The 22924-nt window shown below is 67.8% G+C and carries 17 protein-coding genes; 6 read left to right on the top strand and 11 right to left on the bottom strand.

The window, feature by feature from the left end; all coding sequences use genetic code 11:
• Positions 1-19: 19 nt before the first annotated feature.
• The 3 genes from ACFFDA_RS03795 to ACFFDA_RS03785 form a co-directional block, all read right to left on the bottom strand.
• The gene (locus ACFFDA_RS03795) at positions 20-1222 is read right to left on the bottom strand and encodes an SGNH/GDSL hydrolase family protein (protein WP_404478257.1); all 1203 of its coding nucleotides are present in this window, start codon (positions 1220-1222) and stop codon (positions 20-22) included.
• 61 nt (positions 1223-1283) lie between these two features.
• On the bottom strand, positions 1284-2360 hold the full coding sequence (locus ACFFDA_RS03790; RefSeq protein WP_404478256.1) for a TauD/TfdA family dioxygenase: 1077 nt from the start codon (positions 2358-2360) through the stop codon (positions 1284-1286).
• Between the two features lie 89 nt (positions 2361-2449).
• Positions 2450-2629, bottom strand: a complete 180-nt coding sequence (locus ACFFDA_RS03785; RefSeq protein ID WP_404478255.1) for a hypothetical protein — start codon at positions 2627-2629, stop codon at positions 2450-2452.
• A gap of 383 nt (positions 2630-3012) precedes the next feature.
• On the opposite strand from ACFFDA_RS03785, the gene ACFFDA_RS03780 reads away from it, so the two are divergent.
• Genes ACFFDA_RS03780 through ACFFDA_RS03760 form a run of 5 tightly spaced genes read left to right on the top strand, consistent with a single transcriptional unit; the run spans position 3013 to position 9724 of the window.
• On the top strand, positions 3013-3651 hold the full coding sequence (locus tag ACFFDA_RS03780) for an isochorismatase family protein (RefSeq protein WP_404478254.1): 639 nt from the start codon (positions 3013-3015) through the stop codon (positions 3649-3651).
• Complete coding sequence (locus ACFFDA_RS03775) at positions 3648-4562, top strand: hydroxymethylglutaryl-CoA lyase (RefSeq protein ID WP_404478253.1); 915 nt, start codon at positions 3648-3650, stop codon at positions 4560-4562. The genes ACFFDA_RS03780 and ACFFDA_RS03775 overlap by 4 nt, the downstream gene beginning before the upstream one ends.
• Positions 4562-6610 carry a hydantoinase/oxoprolinase family protein gene (locus tag ACFFDA_RS03770; RefSeq protein WP_404478252.1) on the top strand — a complete coding sequence of 683 codons (2049 nt, stop codon included), beginning with the start codon at positions 4562-4564 and terminating at the stop codon, positions 6608-6610. The genes ACFFDA_RS03775 and ACFFDA_RS03770 overlap by 1 nt, the downstream gene beginning before the upstream one ends.
• A gap of 13 nt (positions 6611-6623) precedes the next feature.
• Positions 6624-8480, top strand: a complete 1857-nt coding sequence (locus ACFFDA_RS03765; RefSeq protein ID WP_404478251.1) for a hydantoinase B/oxoprolinase family protein — start codon at positions 6624-6626, stop codon at positions 8478-8480.
• Positions 8481-8518: 38 nt separating this feature from the next.
• Positions 8519-9724 carry a CaiB/BaiF CoA transferase family protein gene (locus ACFFDA_RS03760; protein WP_404478250.1) on the top strand — a complete coding sequence of 402 codons (1206 nt, stop codon included), beginning with the start codon at positions 8519-8521 and terminating at the stop codon, positions 9722-9724.
• Positions 9725-9822: 98 nt separating this feature from the next.
• On the opposite strand, the gene ACFFDA_RS03755 is transcribed toward ACFFDA_RS03760, so the two are convergent.
• From ACFFDA_RS03755 to ACFFDA_RS03725, 7 genes are all read right to left on the bottom strand, one after another.
• Positions 9823-10464, bottom strand: coding sequence for a GntR family transcriptional regulator (locus tag ACFFDA_RS03755; RefSeq protein WP_404478249.1), 642 nt, complete (start codon positions 10462-10464; stop codon positions 9823-9825).
• 194 nt (positions 10465-10658) lie between these two features.
• On the bottom strand, positions 10659-12074 hold the full coding sequence (locus ACFFDA_RS03750) for an efflux transporter outer membrane subunit (protein ID WP_404478248.1): 1416 nt from the start codon (positions 12072-12074) through the stop codon (positions 10659-10661).
• A gap of 62 nt (positions 12075-12136) precedes the next feature.
• A complete protein-coding gene (locus ACFFDA_RS03745) occupies positions 12137-15331 on the bottom strand; it encodes an efflux RND transporter permease subunit (RefSeq protein ID WP_404478247.1) in 3195 nt (1064 codons plus the stop codon).
• Positions 15332-15575: 244 nt separating this feature from the next.
• On the bottom strand, positions 15576-16859 hold the full coding sequence (locus ACFFDA_RS03740; RefSeq protein ID WP_404478246.1) for an efflux RND transporter periplasmic adaptor subunit: 1284 nt from the start codon (positions 16857-16859) through the stop codon (positions 15576-15578).
• Complete coding sequence (locus ACFFDA_RS03735) at positions 16856-17248, bottom strand: hypothetical protein (RefSeq protein WP_404478245.1); 393 nt, start codon at positions 17246-17248, stop codon at positions 16856-16858. Before ACFFDA_RS03735 ends, ACFFDA_RS03740 begins: the two co-directional genes overlap by 4 nt.
• Before the next feature lie 459 nt (positions 17249-17707).
• Positions 17708-18331, bottom strand: a complete 624-nt coding sequence (locus ACFFDA_RS03730; protein ID WP_404478243.1) for a TetR/AcrR family transcriptional regulator — start codon at positions 18329-18331, stop codon at positions 17708-17710.
• 186 nt (positions 18332-18517) lie between these two features.
• Positions 18518-20032 (bottom strand): acetyl-CoA hydrolase/transferase family protein, encoded by a 1515-nt coding sequence (locus tag ACFFDA_RS03725; RefSeq protein ID WP_404478242.1) that lies wholly within the window; start codon positions 20030-20032, stop codon positions 18518-18520.
• Positions 20033-20144: 112 nt separating this feature from the next.
• Between ACFFDA_RS03725 and ACFFDA_RS03720 the strand changes: the two genes are divergently transcribed.
• Positions 20145-21023, top strand: a complete 879-nt coding sequence (locus ACFFDA_RS03720; RefSeq protein WP_404478241.1) for a LysR family transcriptional regulator — start codon at positions 20145-20147, stop codon at positions 21021-21023.
• Between the two features lie 36 nt (positions 21024-21059).
• Here ACFFDA_RS03720 and ACFFDA_RS03715 read toward each other — a convergent pair whose 3' ends face one another.
• Positions 21060-22880 carry a diguanylate cyclase gene (locus tag ACFFDA_RS03715; protein ID WP_404478240.1) on the bottom strand — a complete coding sequence of 607 codons (1821 nt, stop codon included), beginning with the start codon at positions 22878-22880 and terminating at the stop codon, positions 21060-21062.
• Between the last annotated feature and the right edge of the window lie 44 nt (positions 22881-22924).

Raw genomic sequence — 22924 nt, 5'->3', positions numbered from 1 at the left:
AAGCCCGCGCAGCAGGCAATCACCCCTTAGGCGCCAGCAGCGACAAGTCCACGGCGTCGCCCATGGCGCGAAGGCCGGCGTCGTTGGGATGCAGGTGGTCGCCGGGATCGAAGTCGGGGCGCAAGTCGGCGGGGGCGGCGGGATTGCGTACCGCTGCGTCGAAATCGACCACGCCGTCGAACAGCCTGCCGGTTCGGATCGCCGTGTTCACCGCCGTGCGCGTGGCCTCCTTGGCGGGCGACATGTATCCCGCGTGCAACGCCGGCGTGATAGTGCCGCCGATCACCTTGATCCCCAGCGCATGGGCGCGGGCCACGAACTGGCGGTAACCGCGGATCAGGTCTTCGGGCGTGACTGCATCGGCACCGCTGCCGCTCGCACCGATGTCGTTGATGCCTTCGAGGAAGATCACGTGGGTGACGTTGGGCACGCTCGCCACGTCGCGCCAGAAGCGGTCGAGCGCGGATGTGGCTCGGCCCGGGCGCAGCACTCGGTTGCCGCTGATGCCCATGTTGACCACGCCGCAGCGCCGGCTTGCGGGCAACTGCGCCATGCGCTCGGCGAGGCGTCCGGGCCAGCCGCGTGTCTGGGGGGAGAGGCCGAGGAAACCGTCGGTGATCGAATCCCCGAAGGCGACCACCGTGCATGGGGCCACCGGTGCGCGGACCGAGACGAGCGAGAGGAACGTGCGAGCCTTGACGGGCGTGAAGGGTGCGTTCGGCGTGGCGGGAGCAAAGGCCATCTCGAGGCCGAGGTTGGTCCAGGCAAGCCGCGTCGGGGTGGAAAACGTGACGCTGACGATCAGGTCTTGGCCGTTCGCCACCGGCACCACCAGCGGATCGCTGATCGCCGCATGGCCCTTGGGCAGAGCGACCGCGTGGTTACCCGAGAACGTGAGCGGATGCACCGTGTGGGGCAGGGGGTCGGTGCCGACCGCCCCGGCCGGACTTGCGATGCTTGCCGAAGCGATGGCGAGGGGGGAGGCGCCTTCGGCATTGCTGAAGGTGAGCTGCAGGGCATCGCCCGCCTGGGTCAGGCGAACGCGGTAGCGATACGTGCCCGGCGGCGTCTCGGGCTCGCTGGCCGAGGCGTCGGCCGGGGCATAGCCCCATGCCCCGGCCCAGACGCCGGAGCGGGCAGGGGACGGGGCTGGAGCGGCATAGGCGGGGAGGCCCGCAAGGGTGAGGCCGCAGGCGGCGGCCAGGATCATCGCAGAACGCATCTCGCCTTAATCCCGGCCGCCCCTTTGAAAGTCCAGCCTTCAATTCTGCAGGAATTCGTCCCTACGAAATCAGCCGCGGCACCGACATCGTGCGGATGCTGAATCGCGCCTCGGGATGTTCCGTACCTTCGCGATGCTCGGAGCGGTGCTGGACGACGCCGTTCTTGCCGAAGCCCGGCACCACCGGCCGATCGGTCTTGCTCGACAGCCACAGCCGTAGGAGGTGGCGCTTGCGCTGGGGTTCGGGCCAGTCCTCGAATATGGTGCGCGAATGAAGCGCGGCGTAGTTCGATAGCCACTGGATGTCGCCCGGGCGGAAGTCCATCGCGATGGCCATGCCGGGCTCGTAGGTGATCTCGTCGAAGAGGCGCAGCACTTCGATCTGGTCCTCGGTCAGCTTGGGCACGCCGGGATATTCCTGGGCGGTCAGGATGTAGAGCGAGCCTGCGTACATCGAGAACACGCCGTCCTCCACGCTCACCACCGGGGAGGTGTAGGTGTCCGCCGGCGCGTTGTGGTCCTGCCGGCGCCAGTCCCAGTTGAACGGTTCGAGCAGCAGGTGTGCCAGGTCCGGGCGGCGGCGCAGGATCTCGTTGTAGATTTCCGCCCCCGAGACGAGGCAGGACAGCCCGCCTTCCTTCGCTCCGCGCAGGCACATCAGCGCGACGATGTCCGAGCTGTCGGAGTGGTAGACCAGCTTGTCGCGGACTTTGGACGAGAGCGCGGTGGGATCGTCCATGGTCTTGTCCGACGTGGCGTAGACGTGGTCGAGCAGGTCGCCCATCTCGTTCTGGCGGATGGCATCGCCCATGTGCAGGCCCAGCACGTAGTAGATCGCCGAGGACAGAGCGTCCGAATAGTAATCGGACCGAAGGCCCCGGACCAGCACGAAGCCGCGCCCGAAATCGACGTCCTCGCGCCACGATTGCACGGCATCGGCGCAGGCGTCGAGCGGGTATTCCTCGGCCTGGACGAAGCGCAAGTCGGGATCGGCATCGAGGAAGCGCTTGCCCAGTTCCTCCAGTTCGGCGATCTGGGCCGCGTCGAGTTCATAGACCCAGTCCTGCCCCTCCATCAGCTTGTCGCCGCGCCAGGCGGCCACGGTCAGGACGGGGGACGGGATTTCGGCGACACTCATGCAGGACCTCCTTGGGGCATCGCCGGCACCCTAGCCGCATCGGGGTCGCGCGTCTTGATGCTGGACGCACGGGAACGTGCGCGGGACGATCAGTGCGCCGCCAAGGCGCGGCGGGCGGAGCGGACCGCGCGTGCGACGGCGGCTGCATCCGCCTTCGCCAGTTCGCACGGGGCAAGCTCGGCGGCAGGGTCGATCACCTCGATCCGGTGGCCGCGCTGGGCGCGGCCTGGAGCACCGTCGATCAGGCTCGTGGCGAGGGGGAGGTCCATCCGGTCCTTTCGGGCATGTTGCGCGAAATCGTGGATGGGAAGGCACCATGATGTTGTTCCGCAAGCAACGGGGCAATGCGACAATCACTGCGTCGTGGAGGTGTCGCGAGGCTGTTTCGTTATGCGGATATTTTGTAGGTTATCCGAATAATTTGCATACCAATATGGATTTGCGCGGTTTCCCGAGGAAACGGCCGACCTCTTGCTCTTTCGCGGAGCATATATGCGCCTTTGAACGAGGGAGGCTGACCAGCACGGTTGACGGCTCCCGAATTTGTATACTAAAGTGAGCCCATAATGCGGGCGATCATGCCGGGATTCGGTGGGGTCACTGCCTTCGCGGGCAGACGGCCCGCAACGTTCGATGGGAGCCGGGACGGGCAATGAGTGACGATGCGCTGAAAGAGAACTATGCTGTCGCGTTCGGCGGCAAAGCCGGCTTCGGGCGCTCGCCCGCGCTGATCCTCATCGATTTCGTGGAAGCCTACTTCGCGCCCGAAAGCCCGCTCTACGCCGGTGTCGAGGAAGCGCTGGCATCCGCGTTGCGCGTGCGCGAAGCGGCGCGCGCAGCCGGCGTGCCGGTGATCCTGACCAACGTGGTCTATCATTCCGGCGGTGTCGACGGGGGGCGCTTCTTCGAGAAGGTGCCGGCCCTGCGCGCGTTCGAGGCGGGCAGCCCGATGGGCGCCTGGCCGCAAGGGCTCGTGCCCCACGCGGACGAAATCGTCCTGTCCAAGCAGTACCCCAGCGCCTTCTTCGGCACGTCGCTCGCCTCCACGCTGACCGCGCGCGGGATCGACCAGGTGATCCTCACCGGACTGTCGACCAGCGGCTGCGTGCGCGCGAGCTGCATCGACTCGGTCTCGCACGGCTTCCGCACCGCCGTCGTCGCCGAGGGTTGCGGCGACCGGCATCCCGGGCCGCACGAGGCCAACCTCTTCGACATGAACGCCAAGTACGCCGACGTCGTCTCCGAAGACGCTATCATCGCCTATCTCGGCTCGCTGGAGCAAGGCCGGTGAGCGGCATCGAGATCGTCGAGGTCGCCCCGCGCGACGGGTTGCAGAACGAGAAGGTCCTCGTCTCGCTGGAGGACAAGGCGGAACTGATCGCCCGTTCGATCGCCTTCGGTGCGCGGCGGATCGAGGTCGGCAGCTTCGTAAACCCGAAGAAAGTGCCGCAGATGGCGGGCACCGACGAACTGGTGGCGATGCTGCCCCGGCGCGACGACGTCACCTATATCGGCCTGGTCATGAACCAGCGGGGGCTCGACCGGGCGCTAGCCGCCGGGATCGACGAGGCTGGCGCGGTCTGCGTCGCCACCGATACGTTCGCGATGCGCAACCAAGGCCAGACCAGCGCGGAATCGGTCGCTATCGCCGCGGAGATCGTGCGCAACGCCATCGCCGCCGGCAAGGGCGGTCAGGCGACCATCGGCGCCGCCTTCGGCTGCCCGTTCGAGGGCGAGGTTTCGGCAGCGCACGTCGTGGCCATGGCCCGCACGCTGGCCGAGGCCGGCCCCCGCGAGATCGCGCTGGCCGACACCATCGGCGTTGCCTCCCCGGGACAGGTCGATGCGCTGGTACGCGCGGTCGTCGCCGAAGTCGGCCCGATCCCGGTGCGCGTGCACTTCCACAACACCCGCAACACCGGCCTTGCCAACGCGTGGATCGCGGTGGCGGCGGGCGCCAGTGTGGTCGATACTTCCCTCGGTGGCCTCGGCGGCTGCCCCTTCGCGCCCAAGGCCACCGGCAACGTGCCGACCGAGGACGTGGTCTACATGTTCGAACGTTCGGGGATCGCCACCGGCCTCGACCTCGACCGCATCATCGAGGCTTCGCGGTGGATGGAAGGGGTCATGGGCGGCCCGCTTCGCGGCATGGTTTCGATCGCCGGCAACTTTCCGGCCGTAGCGCTCCAGGAGTCAATCTGATGGGTTATCGTCTGGGTGTCGACGTGGGCGGCACCTTCACCGACTTCCTCCTGTTCGACGAGGACAGCGGCCGGTTCTGGCGCCACAAGACGCCCTCGACCCCGCAGGACAGCTCGATCGGCATCCTCACCGGGACCGAGGCAGTCTGCGCGCTGGCCGGGATCGCGGCTTCGGACATCGACTTGTTCCTCCACGGCACCACCGTCGCGACCAACGCGGTGCTGGAAGGCAAGGGCGCACGGGTCGGGCTCGTCGTCACCGAGGGCTATCGCCACATCATGCAGATCGCCCGCAGCTTCGTGCCGGGCGGGCTGGCCGGCTGGATCGTCTGGCCCAAGCCCGAACCGCTGGCGAAGCTGGAGGACACCGTCGAGATCAAGGGCCGGATGAGCGCGCACGGGCAGGAAATCCGCCCGATCGACGACGCCGACATCCGCGCCGCGCTCGAAACGCTCAAGGACCAGGGCGTCGAGGCGCTGACCGTCAGCCTGATGAACGGCTACCTCAACGGTGCCCACGAGCTGCGCGTGGGCGAGCTGGCGGCCGAGATCCTGCCCGGCATTCCAGTCTCGCTCAGCCATCAGGTCCTGCCCGAGATGCAGGAATACGAGCGCACTCTCACCACCGTCGCCAATGCCGCGGTGCGCCCGGTGGTGAGCCGCTACGTCTCCAACTTGCGCACCAAACTGCGCGCGCTCGGCATGGCGGGCCGGCTGTCGCTGCTGCGTTCCGACGGCGGGCTGATGACCTCGGAGAAGTCCGAGGAGCACCCCGTTTCGCTGCTGATGTCGGGTCCGGCGGGCGGCGTCACCGGGGCGCTGTGGGTGGCGCGCAACGCGGGGCTCAGGAACATCCTGACGCTCGACGTAGGCGGCACCTCCACCGACGTCGCGCTGATCGAGAACCTCGACGCGCGGCGGGTGCGCACCACCGAAGTCGGCCACCTCTCGGTCCGCGCCTCGGCGCTCGACGTCAAGACGGTGGGCGCGGGCGGCGGCTCGATCGCGTACGTCCCCGAATTGACCGGCGCACTGCGCGTCGGCCCGCAGTCGGCCGGCGCGGTGCCCGGGCCGGTGGCCTACGGCAAGGGCGGCACCCTGCCGACCGTGACCGACGCCAACGTGGTGCTGGGGTATCTCCCCGAAGCACTGCTGGGCGGCACTTTCAAGCTCGACCGCGAAGGCTCGATCCAGGCGGTGCAGACGATCGCCGACCGCCTCGGCATCGGCCTGATGGAAGCCGCGCGCGGAATCATCGACATCGTCAACGAGAACATGTTCGGCGCGCTGCGGATGATCTCCGTGCAGCAGGGCTACGATCCGCGCGAGTTCGCGCTGATGGGCTTCGGTGGCGCCGGGCCGCTCCACGTCAACTCGGTGGCGCGCCTGATGGGATCGTGGCCCGCTGTCTCGCCGGTCGGTCCGGGCGTGCTGTGCGCGTTGGGCGACGCGACCACGCGCATGCGCACCGAGACCGCGCGCTCGTTCTCCAAGCGCATGGTCGATACCGACGAGGCGGAAGTCCTCGCGATCCTCGAACAGATGGCGACACAGATCAGGGACGAACTGATCGCCGAAGGCGTGCCCGAGGCCGAGATCGCCAGCCAGTTCGAGATCGACGTGCGCTACCAGGGCCAGGCGTTCGAAGTGCCGCTCTCGATCGATCCGGCGCGCCTTTCGGCCGAAGGCCTCGAAGGCATTCGCGCTCGTTTCGACGAGGAGCACCGCCGTCTCTTCACCTTCAACATGGATACCCTGCACGAAATCGTGAACCTGCGCGCCGTGGCGCTGGGCATCGAGACCAGCCTGCCTGCCGCCGAGCTGCCGGTAGGCACCGGCGATCCCTCGGCCGCGAAGATCGCTGACCATCAGATGTGGATGGACGGGGAGATGAAGCAGGGCGCCATCTACGACCGCGCCAAGCTGCTGCAGGGCGACCGGATTCCGGGCCCTGCGATCGTCGTCGAGATGGATTCCACCACGCTGATCGAGGCCGACTGCATCGCCACCGTCGATGCCCTCGGCAACATCCTCATCAACCTGGCCTGAAGGAGCGAGTGCCATGCCTGCCAGGATCATAGAGACCACGCCTGCGGCTTACGCCGCCAGGGAGATCGACCCGGTCACGCTCGAAGTGATCGAGAACGCGCTGCGCAATACCCGCATCGAGATGGACGCGACACTTGTGCGCACCGCCATGTCGCCGGGCATCCGCGAGCAGGGCGACGCCTTCCCGATGATCGCCGACCACGAAGGCCGCATGATCGTCGGCCAGTTCGGAAGCTTCATCGACGGCTTCCTCAAGGGTTACGACGGCACCGTGGAGGAGGGCGACGTGTTCCTCCTGTCCGATCCCTATTCGGTCGAGGGCGCGATCAGCCATTCGAACGACTGGATGGTGCTGATGCCGGTCTACCGAGACGGCCGGCTGCTCGCCTACACGTCGATGTTCGGGCACCAGTCCGACATCGGCGGCAAAGTCCCCGGCTCGATGCCGATCGACGCCCACTCGATCTTCGAGGAAGGTGTGCGCATCCCGCCGGTGAAGATCTACCGCAAGGGCGAGTACAACGACGACCTCGTCAAGCTGGTGCTTCACCAGTCGCGCAAGCCGGACTGGTGCGCGGCCGACCTCAACGCGCTGATCGCATCGTGCCGTGTCGCCTCGCGCCGCATCCTGGAGATGGCGACGCGCTTCGGGGTAGATACGTACGTGTCCGCCACGAATGAGCTGCTGGCGCGCAACTACCGCGCGATGAAGCATCTGCTCTCGAGTGCGGTCAGCGAGGAGAAGGTCGGCTTCACCGACTACATCTGCGACGACGGCATGGGCTTCGGCCCCTACCGCATCGAATGCACGATGTGGCGCGAGGGCGACAAGGTGATCCTCGATTTCCAGGGGACCGATCCGCAGAGCCCTGCCTCGATCAATTTCTACCTCAACGAGAACATGTTCAAGATGTTCTTCGGCATCTACATGATCATGGTCTTCGACCCCCAGATCCTGTTCAACGACGGGTTCTACGACCTGATCGAGGTGCGCATTCCGCAAGGTTCGCTCCTCAAGCCGAACTATCCCGCCGCGCTCTCGGGTCGCACCCATGCGCTGGGCCGCATCTTCGACATCCTGGGCGGGTTGCTTGGCCAGAAGACGCCGGAATTCCTCAACGCCGCCGGCTTCTCGTCGAGCCCGCACTTGTTCTATGCCGGCACCGACAAGGCGGGCGAGTGGTTCCAGCTCTTCCAGATCGGCTTCGGCGGCATTCCGGGTCGGCCGCTGGGCGACGGACCCGACGGGCATTCGCTGTGGCCGGGCTTCACCAACGTCCCCAACGAGTTCCTCGAACGCTACTTCCCGCTGGTGATCGAGCGCTACGAGACCGAGCCCGACAGCGGCGGCGCTGGCCTCCATCGCGGCGGCAACGGCATCCGCATGAGCTACCGGTTCCTCGAACCGGGCACCATCGCCATCCACGACGACCGCTGGTTCACCAAGCCCTGGGGTGTCAACGGTGGCGATCCGGGCGGCCGGGCGCGCAAGATCCTGGAAAAGGCCGACGGCACCCAGGTCATCGTCGCCAACAAGCTGGAGCAACTCGCGGTCGAAGCCGACGACATCCTTCACTTCATCACCTGGGGTGGCGGCGGCTGGGGCGACCCGCTGGAGCGCGATCCGGCGCTTGTCGCCAAGGAGATCGGCCAGGGCCTCGTCACGGTGGAAGGTGCGCGCGCCTATGGCGTGGTGATCGACGGCGCGGGCGGGGTCGATGCCGATGGCACCCAGGCACTGCGCGCAGAGATGACTGCTGCGCGCACCGGTCCACTGCCGACCTTCAACCATGGCGGGACGATCGAGGACCTGCGGGCCTCGTGCCTCGCCGAAACGGGCCTGGACGCGCCGCGCCAGCCCAAATGGTAATTTGAGCCGGAATGGCAAATCTGCAGGAAGACTATCGAATGACGAATGAAGGAGCGCTGGCTGGAATCCGCGTGCTCGAACTGGGCCAGCTCATCGCGGGGCCGTTCTGCGGCCAGTTGCTGGGCGACATGGGCGCCGAAGTCATCAAGGTCGAACCGCCGCAGGTCGACGGCAAAGGCGGCGGCGATCCGATGCGCAACTGGGGCCACGGCGAGGCCAAGCTGTGGTGGGAAGTCGTCGCGCGCAACAAGAAGTCGGTCAGCGTCAATCTGCGCATCGCCGAGGGCCAGGAGATCGTGCGCAAGCTCGTCGCCCATGCCGACATCCTGATCGAGAACTTCAAGCCCGGCACGATGGAGAAGTGGGGCCTGGGTCCCGACGTCCTGCACGAGATCAACCCGCGCCTCATCATCGTGCGCGTGTCCGGCTACGGGCAGACCGGGCCTTACTCCACCCGCGCCGGCTTCGGCGGCATCGGCGAGGCGATGGGCGGCTGGCGCTACATCGTCGGCGATCCCGACCGCGCGCCTTCGCGCATGGGCGTCTCGATCGGCGACAGCCTGGCCGCGACCTACGGCTGCATGGGCGCGCTTGCCGCGCTCCACGCCCGCGAGCGCACCGGCAAGGGCCAGGTCGTCGACAGCGCGCTCTACGAGGCCGTGCTGCAGGTGATGGAGAGCCTGGTGCCCGAGTACATGGTCTCCGAGCACATCCGCCAGCGCACCGGCTCGATCCTCGAAGGCGTCTCGCCCTCGAACGTCTATCCCACCAGCGACGGCGAATACCTCATCGGCGCCAACCAAGACGCGGTGTTCCGTCGCCTGTGCGATGCGATGGGCCGCCCCGACCTCGCAACCGACGAACGCTATGCCACCCACGTCGCGCGCGGCAACAACTTGCGCGAACTGGACGAGATCATCGCCCAGTGGACTCGCACGCTGACGGTCGAGGAACTCGAAGCGAAGATGATCGAGTTCTCGGTCCCCGCCGGCAAGATCTTCCGGGCGCCCGAAATGCTTGCCGATCCGCATTTTGCCGCCCGCGAGGCGCTGGTCGAGGTCGACCATCCGCGCTGGGGCAAGTTCCAGATGCAGAACGCCTTCCCCAAGCTGTCCGACACGCCCTCGTCGGTCCGTCGCCGCGCTCCACTGGAGATCGGGCAGGACAACGCCGAAGTCTACGGCGACCTGCTCGGCCTGTCGGCGGAGGACATAGCCGATTTGTGCTCGCGCCAGGCGATCTGAAGCCCACCGTGATCCCGGGCTCGACCCGGGACCACGGGGTATACTTGAGTCGATGGCTTGCCGTGGGCCACCGAGGCGCGGCGGCCCGACCCGCTCTCTCAGCCTTCCGCCGGCTTGAGCCGGGCGTGGAGGGCGCGGCGGATGTGGGCGATCATCAGGGCTTCGGCCCAGTCGGGATCGCCCTGCGCCAGTGCGGCAGTGATCTCGGTATGCTCGCTGTAGCTGCGGCCCAGCTGCTCGCGGCTGTAGGCCATCGCGGTCTGCTGGACGACCGGCTGCATCACCAGCCGGCCAAGCAGCGCCGCCAGGCGGTCGGAGGCGGCGATCTCGAGGATCAGCGAGTGGAATCGGGCGTTGCAGGCGAGATAGGCCTGGACGTCGAGCGTGGCGGCAGCAAGCACCTCGCGCAAGTCCTCGTTGATGGCCTTCAGCCTTGCAACTTGCGCCTTGTCGGCGCGCAGCGCGGCGCGGCGCACGGCATAGCCTTCCAGCATCCCGCGCAAGGTGAAGACTTCCTCGATGTCTTCCAGCGTCCATTCGGCGACGAACGAGCGCTGGCTGTCGGTGCGGCGCACGAACAGTTCGGTCTCCAGCCGGCGGATCGCGTCGCGCACCGGGGTTCTAGAGACGCCGCAGATCGTCGCCAGCTCCTCTTCCTTGAGCTGGGTGCCGGGCGCGAGGTCGCCTGAAAGGATGCGCCCGCGCAGCTCGAGATAGGCCTGGTCGCTGGCTTTCGACAAAACTGCCTCCCTGTTCGTGCCACCTGCTCCATCGTTATCGCACTTCGAGCCCGAGAGCATCCGGCGAAGTATACAAATATCGACAGTTTTCCGCCTTGGGGGCAGAGTGATGGGCAATCGGGCGCGAAAGCTATGACACACCCCGCCACCCTGCAACGAGTCCAGGGTAACGGGGTGGTTGGGTGGACTTTACGTCACTCCCACGTCCCGCCCAGCGCGCGGAACAGGTCGACTTGCGCGAAGGCCACGTCGCGGGTGGCGGCAGCGGAATCGGCTTCGGCCTGCGCCAGCGTGCGCTGTGCATCCAGTACCGCCAGCGAATCGATCTCGCCCCGGTTCTGCCGGGCAAGGCCGACGTTGGCGGCGCGGTTGGCGGCATCGCGCGAGGCGGCGAGGCGGTCCTTGCGCAGCAGGGCGTTGCGGTAGGCCGAAAGCGCGGTTTCAGTCTCGCCCAGCGCGCGCAGGACCGTGCCGTCGAACGTCGCGAGGTCGGCCTTGGCGTCGGCTCGTGCGCCCCCGATGCGGGCGCGGATCGCTTCCTGGTTGGGGAAGGCCCAGGAGATCATCGGCCCCAGCAGCCAGCGCAAGGGGCCGCCGCCGAACACCTCGGTGGCGCCGACCGCTGTAGTGCCGATCGAGCCACCCAGCGTGATCTTCGGATAGAGGTCCGCCGTCGCCACGCCGATGCGCGCGGTGTCGGCGGCAAGGCGGCGCTCGGCCGCCTTCACGTCGGGGCGGCGGGCGAGCAGGGTGGCGCCGTCGCCCACCGGGATCGGCCGGCCGACGTCGGGGGTCGTAGTGCGCGCGATCACCGCCTCGGGCAGGTCCTGCGGCGTGCGGCCGGTGAGCACGGCGAGGCGGAACAGCGCGGCATCGCGGCGGGCCTCCAGCGTCGGGATCGCGGCCGCCTGCGCCTCGCGAAGCTGGGTCACGCGCAGCACGTCGAGCTTCTGGTTGAGGCCGCGCTCGAAGCGGGCATTGGTGATCCGCTCGGAGGTGGAGAGCAGGTCGACGGTGTGTTCGGCGACCTCGATCTGCTCGCCCGCGCTGGTCGCGTCGACATAGGCGCGCACGGTGTCGGCCACCACCGTCACGCGGACGGCGTCGGCATCCTCGCGCGCGGCGTCGAGGTCGGCGCGCGAGGCTTCGATGCCACGCTTCACCCGGCCGAACAGGTCCAGTTCGTAACCCACCGAAAGGCCGCCGTCGACGCGGCGCCCTTCGCGGTCGTAGCCCGGCAGGACCTGGCTTTCGGAGACCCGGCCATAGGTCCCGGAAGCCGAGAACGAGGTCTGCGGCAACGCGTCCGACTTCGATCCGCGCAGCGAGGGCCGGGCCCGCTCGATCCGCGCGAGGGCCACGCGCACGTCGGTGTTGGCGGCCAGCGCATCGGCGACGAGGCTGTCGAGCACCGGGTCGTGATACAGGCGCCACCAGTGGTCGTCGGGAGCGGCGGTGGTGACTTCGGCCGACTGCACGCCGACGAAGGGCGCCATCGCCGAGGCCGGCGGGGCGGGGGCGACATGGTCGGGCCCGACCGCACAGGCGGAGAGGGCGGTGGCGGCGAGGAGGGCCGCGCCGAAGGTGAAGGCGGGGGTATGCTTCATCATCTCGAATTGTCCTTTGCTTCCGCCGCTACGGACGGAGTGGACGGGGGCTTGCTTCGACAGGCTCATTCCGCCGGCTGCAGTGCGTGGCCATGGCCGTGATCCGGGGTGGGCTTGCCCCGGCGGCGGGCCAGCTTGTCGCCCAGGTTGCGGCACACGACGTAGAAGGTCGGCGTGAACAGCAGCCCGAAGCCGGTGACGCCGGTCATCCCGAAGAACACTGCCGTTCCCAGCGCCTGGCGCAGTTCGGCGCCGGCGCCCTGCGCGATCACCAGCGGCACGGCGCCGAGGATGAACGCGAAGCTGGTCATCAGGATCGGGCGCAAGCGGGTGCGCGCGGCGTAGATCGCTGCCTCCACCGGCGACATGCCGCGTTCCTCCTCGGCCTGCTTGGCGAACTCGACCACGAGGATCGCGTTCTTGGCCGCCAGCGCGATCAGCACGACGAGGCCGATCTGGGTGAGGATATTATTGTCCATGCCCCGGAAGTTCACGCCCAGCATGGCGGCGAACAGGCACATCGGCACGATCAGGACGATCGCCAGCGGCAGCGTCAGGCTTTCGTACTGCGCGGCCAGCACGAGGAAGACGAACAGCACCGCCATGCCGAAGACGACGCCCGCAGTGTTGCCGGCGGTGGTCTGCTGGTAGGCGATACCCGTCCATTCGTGGCTGTAGCCGGCGGGCAGGTTGGCTTCGGCGACGTTTTCCATGGTCGAGAGCGCCTGTCCGGTCGAGTAGCCGGGGGCGACGTTGCCGTCGACCTCGATCGCCGGGTGCAGGTTGTAGCGCACCACGCGGTAGGGTCCGGTCTTGTCCTGGAAGGTGGCGACCGAGCCGATCGGCACCATCGCGCCGGAGTTGGAGCGGGTCTTGAGGTTGGCGATGTCCGAGATGGAGCCGCGGCTGCCCTGGTCGGCCTGCGCGGTGACCCGGTAGGTGCGGCCCAGCAGGTTGAAGTCGTTGACGAACGATGAGCCGAGATAGACCTGCAGGGCCTCGAAGACGCGCTCGGGCGGCACGCCGAGCAGGTCGGCCTTGCGGCGGTCGACGTCGGCGAAGACGCGCGGCACGTTCTGGTCGAACAGGGTGTAGACCTGTGCCAGACCCTTCGCCTCGTTGGCCTTGGCGATCATGCCGCCGGTGGCCTTGGCAAGCTCGCCATAGCCGCGGCCTTCGTTGTCCTCCACCATCATGCGGTAGCCGCCGGCGGGGACGATGCCGTTGATGGTCGGCGGCGGCAGCAGGTAGATCGTCGCCTTGTCGTAGCCTTTGATCGCCTCACCCGCCTTGGCCATGATGTCGGCATAGGTGACACCCAGCTTCTTGCGCTCCTCGAAGCTCTTGAACGGGAAGTAGATGGCGGCCGAATCCGGTGATGCGGTGCGTGACGGGCCGTGGAGACCGGCGAACATCACCGCGCCGCGAATGCCGGTGATCGGAAGCAGCTTCCTGGCGACTTCCTGTGTCACCTTGTCCGTCCGCTCGAGCGAGGCGCCCGAGGGCAGGAAGATGGCGGCGAGGAAGTAGCCCTGGTCCTGCTGCGGAACGAAGCCGGTCGGCGTCGCCCAGAACAGGCCCACGGTGGCGGCGATGAGCGCTCCGTAGATCGCCATCATGCGTGCAGGCAGGACGACGAGGCGGCCGGTGAGGCGGGCATAGCCGTCGCTCATGCGGTCGAAGCCGCGATTGAAGCGGTCGCTCGCCGATTGCAGCACGCGGCGCCAGCGCGGGGCGTCGTCGGCCACGCGTTCGCGGTGGCGCAGCAGGATCGCGGCCATCGCGGGCGAGAGGGTTAGCGAAAGGATCAGCGAGAGGACCGTCGCGGTCGAGATGGTGACGGCGAACTGCTGGTAGAAGGCGCCCGAGATCCCGTCGATGAACAGCGTCGGCACGAATACCGCACAGAGCACCAGGACGATGGCGACGAGCGCGCCCGAGACCTCGTCCATCGAGCGGCGGGCGGCTTCGAGCGGGGTCAGCCCCTCCTCGATGTAGCGTTCCACGTTCTCGACCACGACGATCGCATCGTCGACGACGATGCCGATCGCCAGCACGAGGCCGAACAGCGAGAGGTTGTTGAGCGAGTAGCCGACCGCGGCCAGCATCACGGCGGTGCCGATCAGCGAGACGGGGATGGCGATGATCGGGATTATCGCGGCGCGCCAGTTCTGGAGGAACACCAGGATGACCAGGACGACGAGGATCACCGCCTCGAACAGCGTGTGGTAGACCGCGTCGATCGACTGGCCGATGAACTCGGTGGGATTGTAGATCACCGAGTATTCCAGGCCCTTGGGGAACTTGGCCTGGAGCATGTCCATCTCGGAGCGGATCAGCTTGGCGGTGCCTAGCGCGTTGGAGCCGGGGCGCTGCATCACCGCCATGACGACGGTGGGCTTGCCCGAAAGGTAGGTGTTGGTGTTGTAGTCCTGCGCGCCCAGTTCCACGCGGGCGACGTCGCGCACGCGGACCTGATGGCCGTCGGCATCAGTGCGGATCACGACGTCCGAGAACTGCTGCGGATCGGCGAGACGGCCCTGCAGCTCGACGCCGACCTGGTACGCGTTGCCCTTGTCGAACGGCGGCGCGCCGATGGCGCCAGCCGAGACTTGGACATTCTGGGCGCGCAGCGCCGCGACGATCTCGCCGGCGGTGAGGTTCATCTGCGCGGCGCGGCCCGGGTCGATCCAGATACGCATGCCGTAATCGCGCGCGCCGTAGAGCACCACGTCGCCCACGCCTTCGATGCGTGCCAGCCGGTCCTTGACCTGGGTGAGCGCGTAGTTCGACAGGTAGTCGCGGTCATAGGTGCCGTCGGGCGACTGGAGGTTGACCACCATCAGGAAGTCGGGCGAGGCTTTCTTGGTGACCACGCCCATGCGCTGCACTTCTTCGGGCAGGCGCGGGGTGGCGACCGCGACGCGGTTCTGCACCAGCACTTGCGCGGCATCGAGGTCGGTGCCGATCTTGAAGGTGACGGTGATCGTGACCTTGCCGTCGCCGGTGGACTGCGAGTCCATGTAGAGCATATCGTCGACGCCGTTGATCTCCTGTTCGATCGGAGAGGCGACGGTGTCGGCTACGGTCTCGGCCGAGGCGCCCGGGTACTGGGCGGTCACGGAGACGGTGGGCGGTACGACGTCGGGATACTGGCTGATCGGCAGGCCGATGAAGGCGAAGGCGCCGATCACGGTGATGATGACGGCGATGACGCCCGCGAAGATCGGGCGGTCGATGAAGAAGCGGGATAGTCGCATGGAAGTGGCCCTTGAAGGCGCGCGTCGGGGCGGGCGTGCGGCAGGGCCACGCGCAGGCGTTCCGGCGCGCCGGTTGGCGCGGGGGGAGATTGGATTGTTGCGTCGTCCCGGACCTGATCCGGGACCGTGGCCAGCGCCGCGCCCTGCTTTCGGCTGGGGCCGCGCTGTGCGGCGGTGGCTCAACCCGAGCTATCGCCCGACGTATCGCCCACGGCCCCGGCCTTCGCCGGGACGACGATCTTTATCAGTTCGCCAGTGTCGCCTGAGCCGCCGACTGCTCGACCGGTGCCTGTGCCTGGCCCACCTTGGCGTCGGCCGTGATCCTGCCTGGCTTGGTCTGGACGTGGCTGCCGGCGATCGCCGCCTGGTAGTTCGAGACAACGACCGCGTCGCCTGGTCGCAAGCCGTTGCGCACCACACGCAAGTCGCCCACCAGCGGGCCCAGTTCGACCGGGCGGCTGGCGACGGTGCCGTCCTTGCCCACGATCATCACGACCTTGCGAGTCTGGTCCGACCGCACGGCCGCGTCGGGCACCAGCATGGCCTTGGTCGTACCGCCGCTGGCAAGACGCATGTTGCCGAACATGCCCGGCGTCAGGAACCCGTTCGGATTGGCAAGGCTGGCGCGCACCCGGATCGTGCCCGACCGCGGGTCGAGCCCGTTGTCGGTGAAGTCCAGGCGGCCCTTCCAGCGATAGTCCGCCTCGTCCTGCAGGCGCACTTCGATGGCTCCTGCCGCGGCATTGTCGGCGCGATCGCGCTGGGTCTTGAGGAACAGCGATTCCGACGCGTCGAAGGTGAAGTAGATCGGATCGACGGAGTTGATCGTCGTCAGCAGCGTCGCATTGGCGCCGTTGTCGCCCGAGACGAGGTTGCCCGCATCGACGCGGCGGTCGGACACGCGGCCCGAGATCGGCGCGCGCACGGTGGCGAACTCGACGTCCAGCGCGCGGGTGCGCACGCGCGCCTGCGCGGCGGCGAGCGCCGCTTCGGCGGCGCGCACCCGCGAGCGGCGCTGGTCGACCTCGCTGGCGGCCATCGCCTCGTCCCCGGAGAGCCCGGCGACGCGGCTGTAGTCGGAGCGGGCGAGCGACAGGGCGGCACTGGCCGATGCCGCGTCGGCCTGCGCTTCGGCGAGCGCGGCGCGGTACGGGCGCTGGTCGACCACGAACAGCGCCTGTCCGGCTTGCACGTAGTCGCCGTCCTTGAACAGGATCTGCGTGATCGCGCCCGAGACGCGCGGGCGTACCTCGACCGTCTTGCTGGGAGCGAAGCGGCCGACGTAGTCGTCCCACTGGTTGACTTCTCGCACCAGCGGCTGGGCGACCTGCACTACCGCCGCGGGCGGCAGCGCGCTGGCGGGTTCGGGTGCGGCGAGGAACTTCCAGCCGAGCCCGGCGACGGCGACCAGCGCCAGCGCACCGATCGCCATGGGCATCCGGCGCGAGGGTCGCGTGGCGTCCACGGTGCGGACCTGGGTGTCGCGAGCGTACTCGGACGGGATTTCGAGGGAGGTGGCGAGATTCATGCGGCAAGCCTTCGGAAAGGGGTGCGGGACTGGTTGATGGTGTCGATGACGGCACCGATCTTGGTTTCGCTGTAGCCGGCCGCGCGGGCCTCCTTCAGCGCCGAGACGGGAAGAGTGTAGCCCTGCTGCCAGGCGCGCACCGCGAGACGGCGCAGCGCTTCGAGCTGCTCGTTGGCAAGCATGGCGGAAGGCGGCGTCGGGCCCAGAATCAGCCGGGCCAGCCAGCCCCGCTTGCGCCGGGGGCGCAGCGTATCGAGGCCGTCGTGACGGGCGAGGGCGACGATGCGCCGTTCGAGCGCGGAAAGGGGAGCCGCGGCGCTGGGCGCGGCGGTCTTGCTGACGGCGGGGACCATCTGGTGCGCGGCATCGGCGAAGTCGATGAAGGCCATGTCTCGTGCTCCTTCCTGAGTGTATGCCCCGGCGCACGCCCGGGACGGGGGGGGGGGGGGCGCACGCCGGGGCGACTTCCGGCTCGGGGCAGCCGGAAGGATTCGGATGCAGTCGACCGACGCCGGACACGCATGTCCGGACGGGCGACAGCCAGTTGCTTTCATGGTGCCGCTACCTGCTAAGGTGTGCGGCTGCGATCGCCGGCCGGTAAGGGTCGTCGGTCGCGGGAGACCATCCGATGCCGTTTTGGCGGCGAGTCAGGTGGCTTCTTTCTATACCAAGCGGTATATATTCAGCGTGGGTTTAGGTCAAGCGGCTTTCTGTACCGACCGGTAAATTAGGTCTGGGAAGCGCTTTTCAAGGGCTGAACGCCAGTTGAACGAAAAATTTTCCGCAAGTGCGAAGATGCCGCCGATGGCATATCGTCGCCCCGGGTCAGGTCCGGGAAGACGGAGCCGTCACTTGCTGGGCCAGATTGCGAGGAAGGCGTCGACAGTGCCCTGAAGCTCGGTCGGGCAGGCGCAGCCCTGCGCCTTGACTGACAGGCCCTGAAGCACGGTGGTCAGGCAACTGGCGAGGGACTTGGGATCGACACCGCCGGGAAGGTCGCCCTCCGCCGTCGCGCGCTCGAAGCGTTCGACGAGCGCGGCCTCGGATGAGACGCGCCGGGCGATGACATGTTCGCGGATCGAATCCACTTCGTTGGTGCAGGCGACCGAACTGATGACGCCGAGGCATCCGTGGGGGTCGTTCGATCCGCAGTGAGTCGCCAAGGCTCCATTGAGCAAACGCTCCGCCACGCCACGCGCGGTGGGAGCCTCGAGCGCCTTGCCGATATAGTCGAGCTTGTCGCGCTCGTAGAGGTCGAGCGCCTTGCGGAACAAGGCCTCCTTGTTGCCGAAACAGGCGTAGAGGCTGGGTTTGGTGATGCCCATGGCCTCGGTCAGCTCGGCCATTGAGGCGCCCTCATAGCCGCGAGTCCAGAATACCCGAAGCGCGGCCGCAAGGGCTTCGTCGGGATCGAATTCGCGGGGGCGGCCGCGGGTCGCGGTCGCGACCTCAGAGGGTGCCGAGCATTTCATACCGACCGGTATATAGGTTCGGCCATGCGTTGAGTCCAGTGTGACGGGGCCGTCATTTGCGGCAGGTGTAGTCTCGTCGTCCCTGACTTGATGCGGGACCTGGGGGATGTACTTCAGGCGTTGCCTCGCAATGGGCGCCGTCAACGCTGCGCCCCGGGGGCGACCCCGGGACAAGGCTGCCCGGCGTCACCCCGGCAGCATCGTGCCCGTGTCGATAAACCGCTGGTGCCACGACAGCGCCTCGCTGGGCAGCGAGGGAGCATGCTTGCCGTAGGACCCGTGATAGGCGCGGTCGTAATAGTCCCGCAGTGCATCGCGGTAGAGCGGGTGCGCGCAATTCTCGATCACCAGCGCGGCGCGCTTGCGCGGGGGCAGGCCGCGCAGATCGGCGAGGCCCCGTTCGGTGACGAGCACCGCCACGTCCTGCATGATGTGATCGACGTGTGCCGCCTGCGGGACGATCGCCGAGATCGCGCCGCCCTTGGCGATCGAGGGGGTCATGAAGATCGAGACGTAGGCGTTGCGCGCGAAATCGCCCGAGCCGCCGATGCCGTTCTGGATGCGGCTGCCCATCACGCAGGTCGAGTTGACGTTGCCGTAGATGTCGGCTTCGATCAGCCCGTTCATGGCGATGCAGCCAAGGCGCCGGATCAGTTCGGGGTGGTTGCTGATCTCCTGCGGGCGCAGGATCATGCGGCTGGCGTAGCGGTGCATCTCGGCATTGATCCGCTCCGCCGCCTCGGGGCTCAGCGAAAACGCAGTGGCCGAGGCCATGCGCAGGCGGCCCGCGTCGATCAGGTCGAGCATGCCGTCCTGGATCACTTCGGTATAGGCGGTCAGGTCGTGGAATGGGCCGTCGACAAGCCCGGTCAGCACGGCGTTGGCGATATTGCCCACGCCCGACTGCAGCGGCAGCAGCGACGCGGGCAACCGGCCCTGGGCGACCTCGTGGCTGAGGAACTCGATGATGTTCCCCGCGATCGCCAGCGCGCTGGCGTCGGGTGCGGTGAAGGGCAGGTTGCGGTCGGGCGCGTCGGTCTCGACGATGGCGACGATCTTGGCGGGATCGCAGCGCAGCGTCGCCTGGCCGATGCGGTCGTCGGGTCGGACCAGCGGGATCGGCACGCGATGCGGCGGAAGCGCGGTGCCGTAGTAGATGTCGTGCATGCCCTCCAGCGCGGGGTTCTGCCACGAATTGACCTCGAGGATGACCGCGTCGGCGCGATCGAGCCAGGTCTTGTTGTTGCCGACCGACGAGGAGGGCACCAGCGAACCGTCGGGCCGGATCGCGGTCACTTCGACCACCGCGACGTCGAGCGCTCCCAGGAACCCCTGCCAGGCCATCGGCGCCACCTGGCTCAGGTGCATGTCGAGATAGTCCATCTCGCCCTTGTTGATCCGTTCGCGTGCGATGGGGTCGGAATTGTAGGGCAGGCGCAGTTCGATGCCGTCCGCCTTGGCCAGCGCGCCGTCCAGTTCGGGGCCGGTCGAGGCGCCGGTCCACACCTTGACGCGCATCGGCCGCCCGGCGGCGTGCTCCGCCTCGATCCGCTCCGCCAGCGCCATCGGCACGGCCTTGGGATAGCCGGAGCCGGTGAAGCCGCTCATGCCCACGGTCTGGCCGTGGCCGATCAGGGCGGCGGCATCCTGCGCCGACATCACCTTGGAGCGCAGGTCTGCACGGGCGATACGATCTGTCATGGGGGTCCTCTCGATCTTCGGGCCTTCTGGGAGCCGCGCCGCATCCATCGAACCGTGCGGGAATGAAGACAATAGGCCAAATGAGTGCATCACTTGTGCTACATGCGTTCAGATGACCGACTTCGTCCGATCCCTGCGGCTGTTCGTACGCCTGAGCGAGGAGGGCAGCTTTTCCGCCCTCGCACGCCGGCAGAACCTGAGTCACACCACCATAGCGCGCGCGATCGACGAACTGGAGGCGCACTTCGGGGTTCGGCTGTTCCAGCGCTCGACGCGTCGACTCACCTTGACCCGCGACGGCGAGCGGCTGGTCGAGCACGCGCTCGCGATCCTCGACCAGGTCGGCCAAGCGGAGGCGGAGCTTGCCGGAACGGTGGCGGCGCGCGGGCTGGTGCGCATCGGCGTGACGACGGCGCTCGGCCTGCATTATGCGCAGCGGCTGGAGCGCCTGCGCCAGCAGCATCCCGATCTGCTGGTGGAACTGCTGTTCGCCGACTGGCGCGACGTGGCGGACGACCGCGGGCTGGACTTGTGGCTGACCGTCGGGGCAACCGAGGGGCGCGCGCCTGCGGTCGTGCTGGGCGAAATTCCCCGCATCCTCGTCGCCGCACCCGCATATGTGGAGGCTCATGGCGTACCGGCGACCACCGATGATCTCGGTGCGCACCAGTGCCTGACTTACGGCTATGCAGCGCGCGCCGAGCCGTGGCCGATCGACGGGCGCGAAATGCGCGTAACCGGTTTCCTGCGTGCCAATACCAGCGAGGCGGTGTTGCGGGCCATGCGCGGGGGGCTGGGAATCGCCCTTTTGCCGCGCATCCAGGTGGAGGAAGACCTGTCGCGCGGGCTGGCCGTACAGGTGCTTCCCCAGGTCCGCGTAGCGCCGCTCACGATCATGGCCACGCATGGATTTCGCGGCATGCGCCTGCCCATGCGCGCAAGGGTGGCGATGGATTTCCTGGTCGAGAACTTTCCGTCGGAACCGGCCTAGAGCCGGGCCGGCACCGCGTCCGCAAGCGGACGGACCCTAGCCGGAAGCAACGTCGCGGCGTCGCTGGGCGGCGACGACCACGCGGTCGCGGCCGCCTTCCTTTGCGCGCAACAGCGCGGCGTCTGCGGTCGTAATCAGGGCCGGAATCGGTCCGTGATGGGGATAGACAGCCAGCCCCAGTGAAACCGTGATCTGGCCGAGCGGCACCCCTTCGTGCAGCAGTTCGAGACCGGAGACGCGCTCGCGGATGCGCTCGGCGCGTTCGAGCGCCAGCGCCTCGTCGGCTCCGGGCATCAGCATGAGGAATTCCTCGCCGCCGTAGCGCAGCGCCACGTCGTCCTCGCGCGCGCCGCCAGCGAAAACGGCGGCAACCGTGCGGATGACGAGGTCGCCCGCATCGTGGCCGAAGCAATCGTTGAGGCGTTTGAAGTGATCGATGTCCATCATGAGGCAAGCGATCGGTGCGCCGCCCGCATCGGCGGTAGCGACCAGCCGGCGCAGCGTATCGTCGAGTTCGTGACGATTACGCAGGCCGGTCAGGGGATCGAACAAGGCCTTCTCGTGCAGCGCGTCGCGCAGATTGAGGTTGGCGAGCGCGAGCCCGACGGTCTCCGACATCAGTTCGATGTAGACGCTGGCGGATTCGTCCGGGCCATGGTCGACTTCGAGGTTCTCGAGCACCAGCAGGCCGATCGTCTCGCCTTGCGCGGTCAGCGGCACGCAGATCGTCGCCTGCGCCGCCGGCGGGGCGACGTGGCGGCAGGGCACGTCGACCATCTCGCCTCCCGGCGCATGGACCTGCCCGCGCCGCAGCGCCCAGCAGTCGTCCGGGCCGAAGGCGGCGTCGGTGCCCTGCGGGCCGCGTCCCTGCGCTCCCGGCCATTCGGCCGCGCAGACCATCAGCTTCATGCGGTTGTCGAGCGTGTAGAGCCGCCCCGCCAGGTTAGGCGCGATTTCGGGGGCGAACAGGCGCACGACTGCGAACAGGTCGCTCACGCTCTCGCAGCCTTGCAGGCGCTGGGTCATGCGCGCCAGCAGGTCGCGGACTGCCCAGTCGGCGTCGCGCTCGCGTTCCAGGCGCTGGCGTTCCAGCCCGTTCTCGCGGAAGATGCGAATCGCCTGGGCCATGTCGCCGATCTCGTCGACTTGCGAGAAGGATGGCGTCTCTACCGTGTAGTCCTGGTCGGCGAGGCGGTTGACGACATCGCTCAGGGTCATGACGGGGCGCAGGATCCGCCGCTTGAGGATGAAGCCGAGGACCAGAAGGAACAGGAGCGCGGTGATCCCGACCATGACCTCGGACACCGAGCGCAACCGCTGCGAAGCCTGGCTGGCGCGCTCGATGGCGTCGTCGGACCGCTGGTCGAGCATGTAGCGGAAGCGGCCGATCAGGAAGCGTACTCGTTCCACCTCGCGCTCGTATTCCGGCCCGAATACGATGGCCCGGGCAGTCGCGTCGTCTCCGCGCCGAGTCGCCGCGATGGCGGCCTGCTGCTCGTCCTCCAGCGTCTTTGCCCAGCGCAGCCCCTCTTCCAGCGAGCGCAATTCCAGGCGGCCGGCGCCAGCGTCCTTCAGTTTCGCAATGCGATGCTCCACCGAGCCGAGCGTCGACAGCGTCCGCTGATAGGCGATGGCGTGGCTGGGATCGTCGGTCACCGCCGCCAGCCGCGCCTGGTCGGTGAGTTCCGCCAGGTCGTTCTCGACCTCGAAGGTCAACTGGTCGAACAAGTCGCGCTGGTGCACCGCCGCGCGCTCCACTCCGTCGGCGTTGGAGGCAAGCACCATGGTCACGCCGGCTGCGATGGTGAGGCACACGGTTGCGCCGTAGGCCCAGTTGGTAATGGTGGCGATACGCATGGCGGGACGCTAGGCCATCATGGTTACTTTTTGGTGCATCCTGC

Origin of the sequence: Novosphingobium sp. BL-52-GroH (genome assembly GCF_044813085.1) — a bacterium.
GTDB lineage: Bacteria > Pseudomonadota > Alphaproteobacteria > Sphingomonadales > Sphingomonadaceae > Novosphingobium.
Note: the sequence above shows the minus strand (reverse complement) of the source record. Positions and strands in the feature narration are given on the sequence as shown.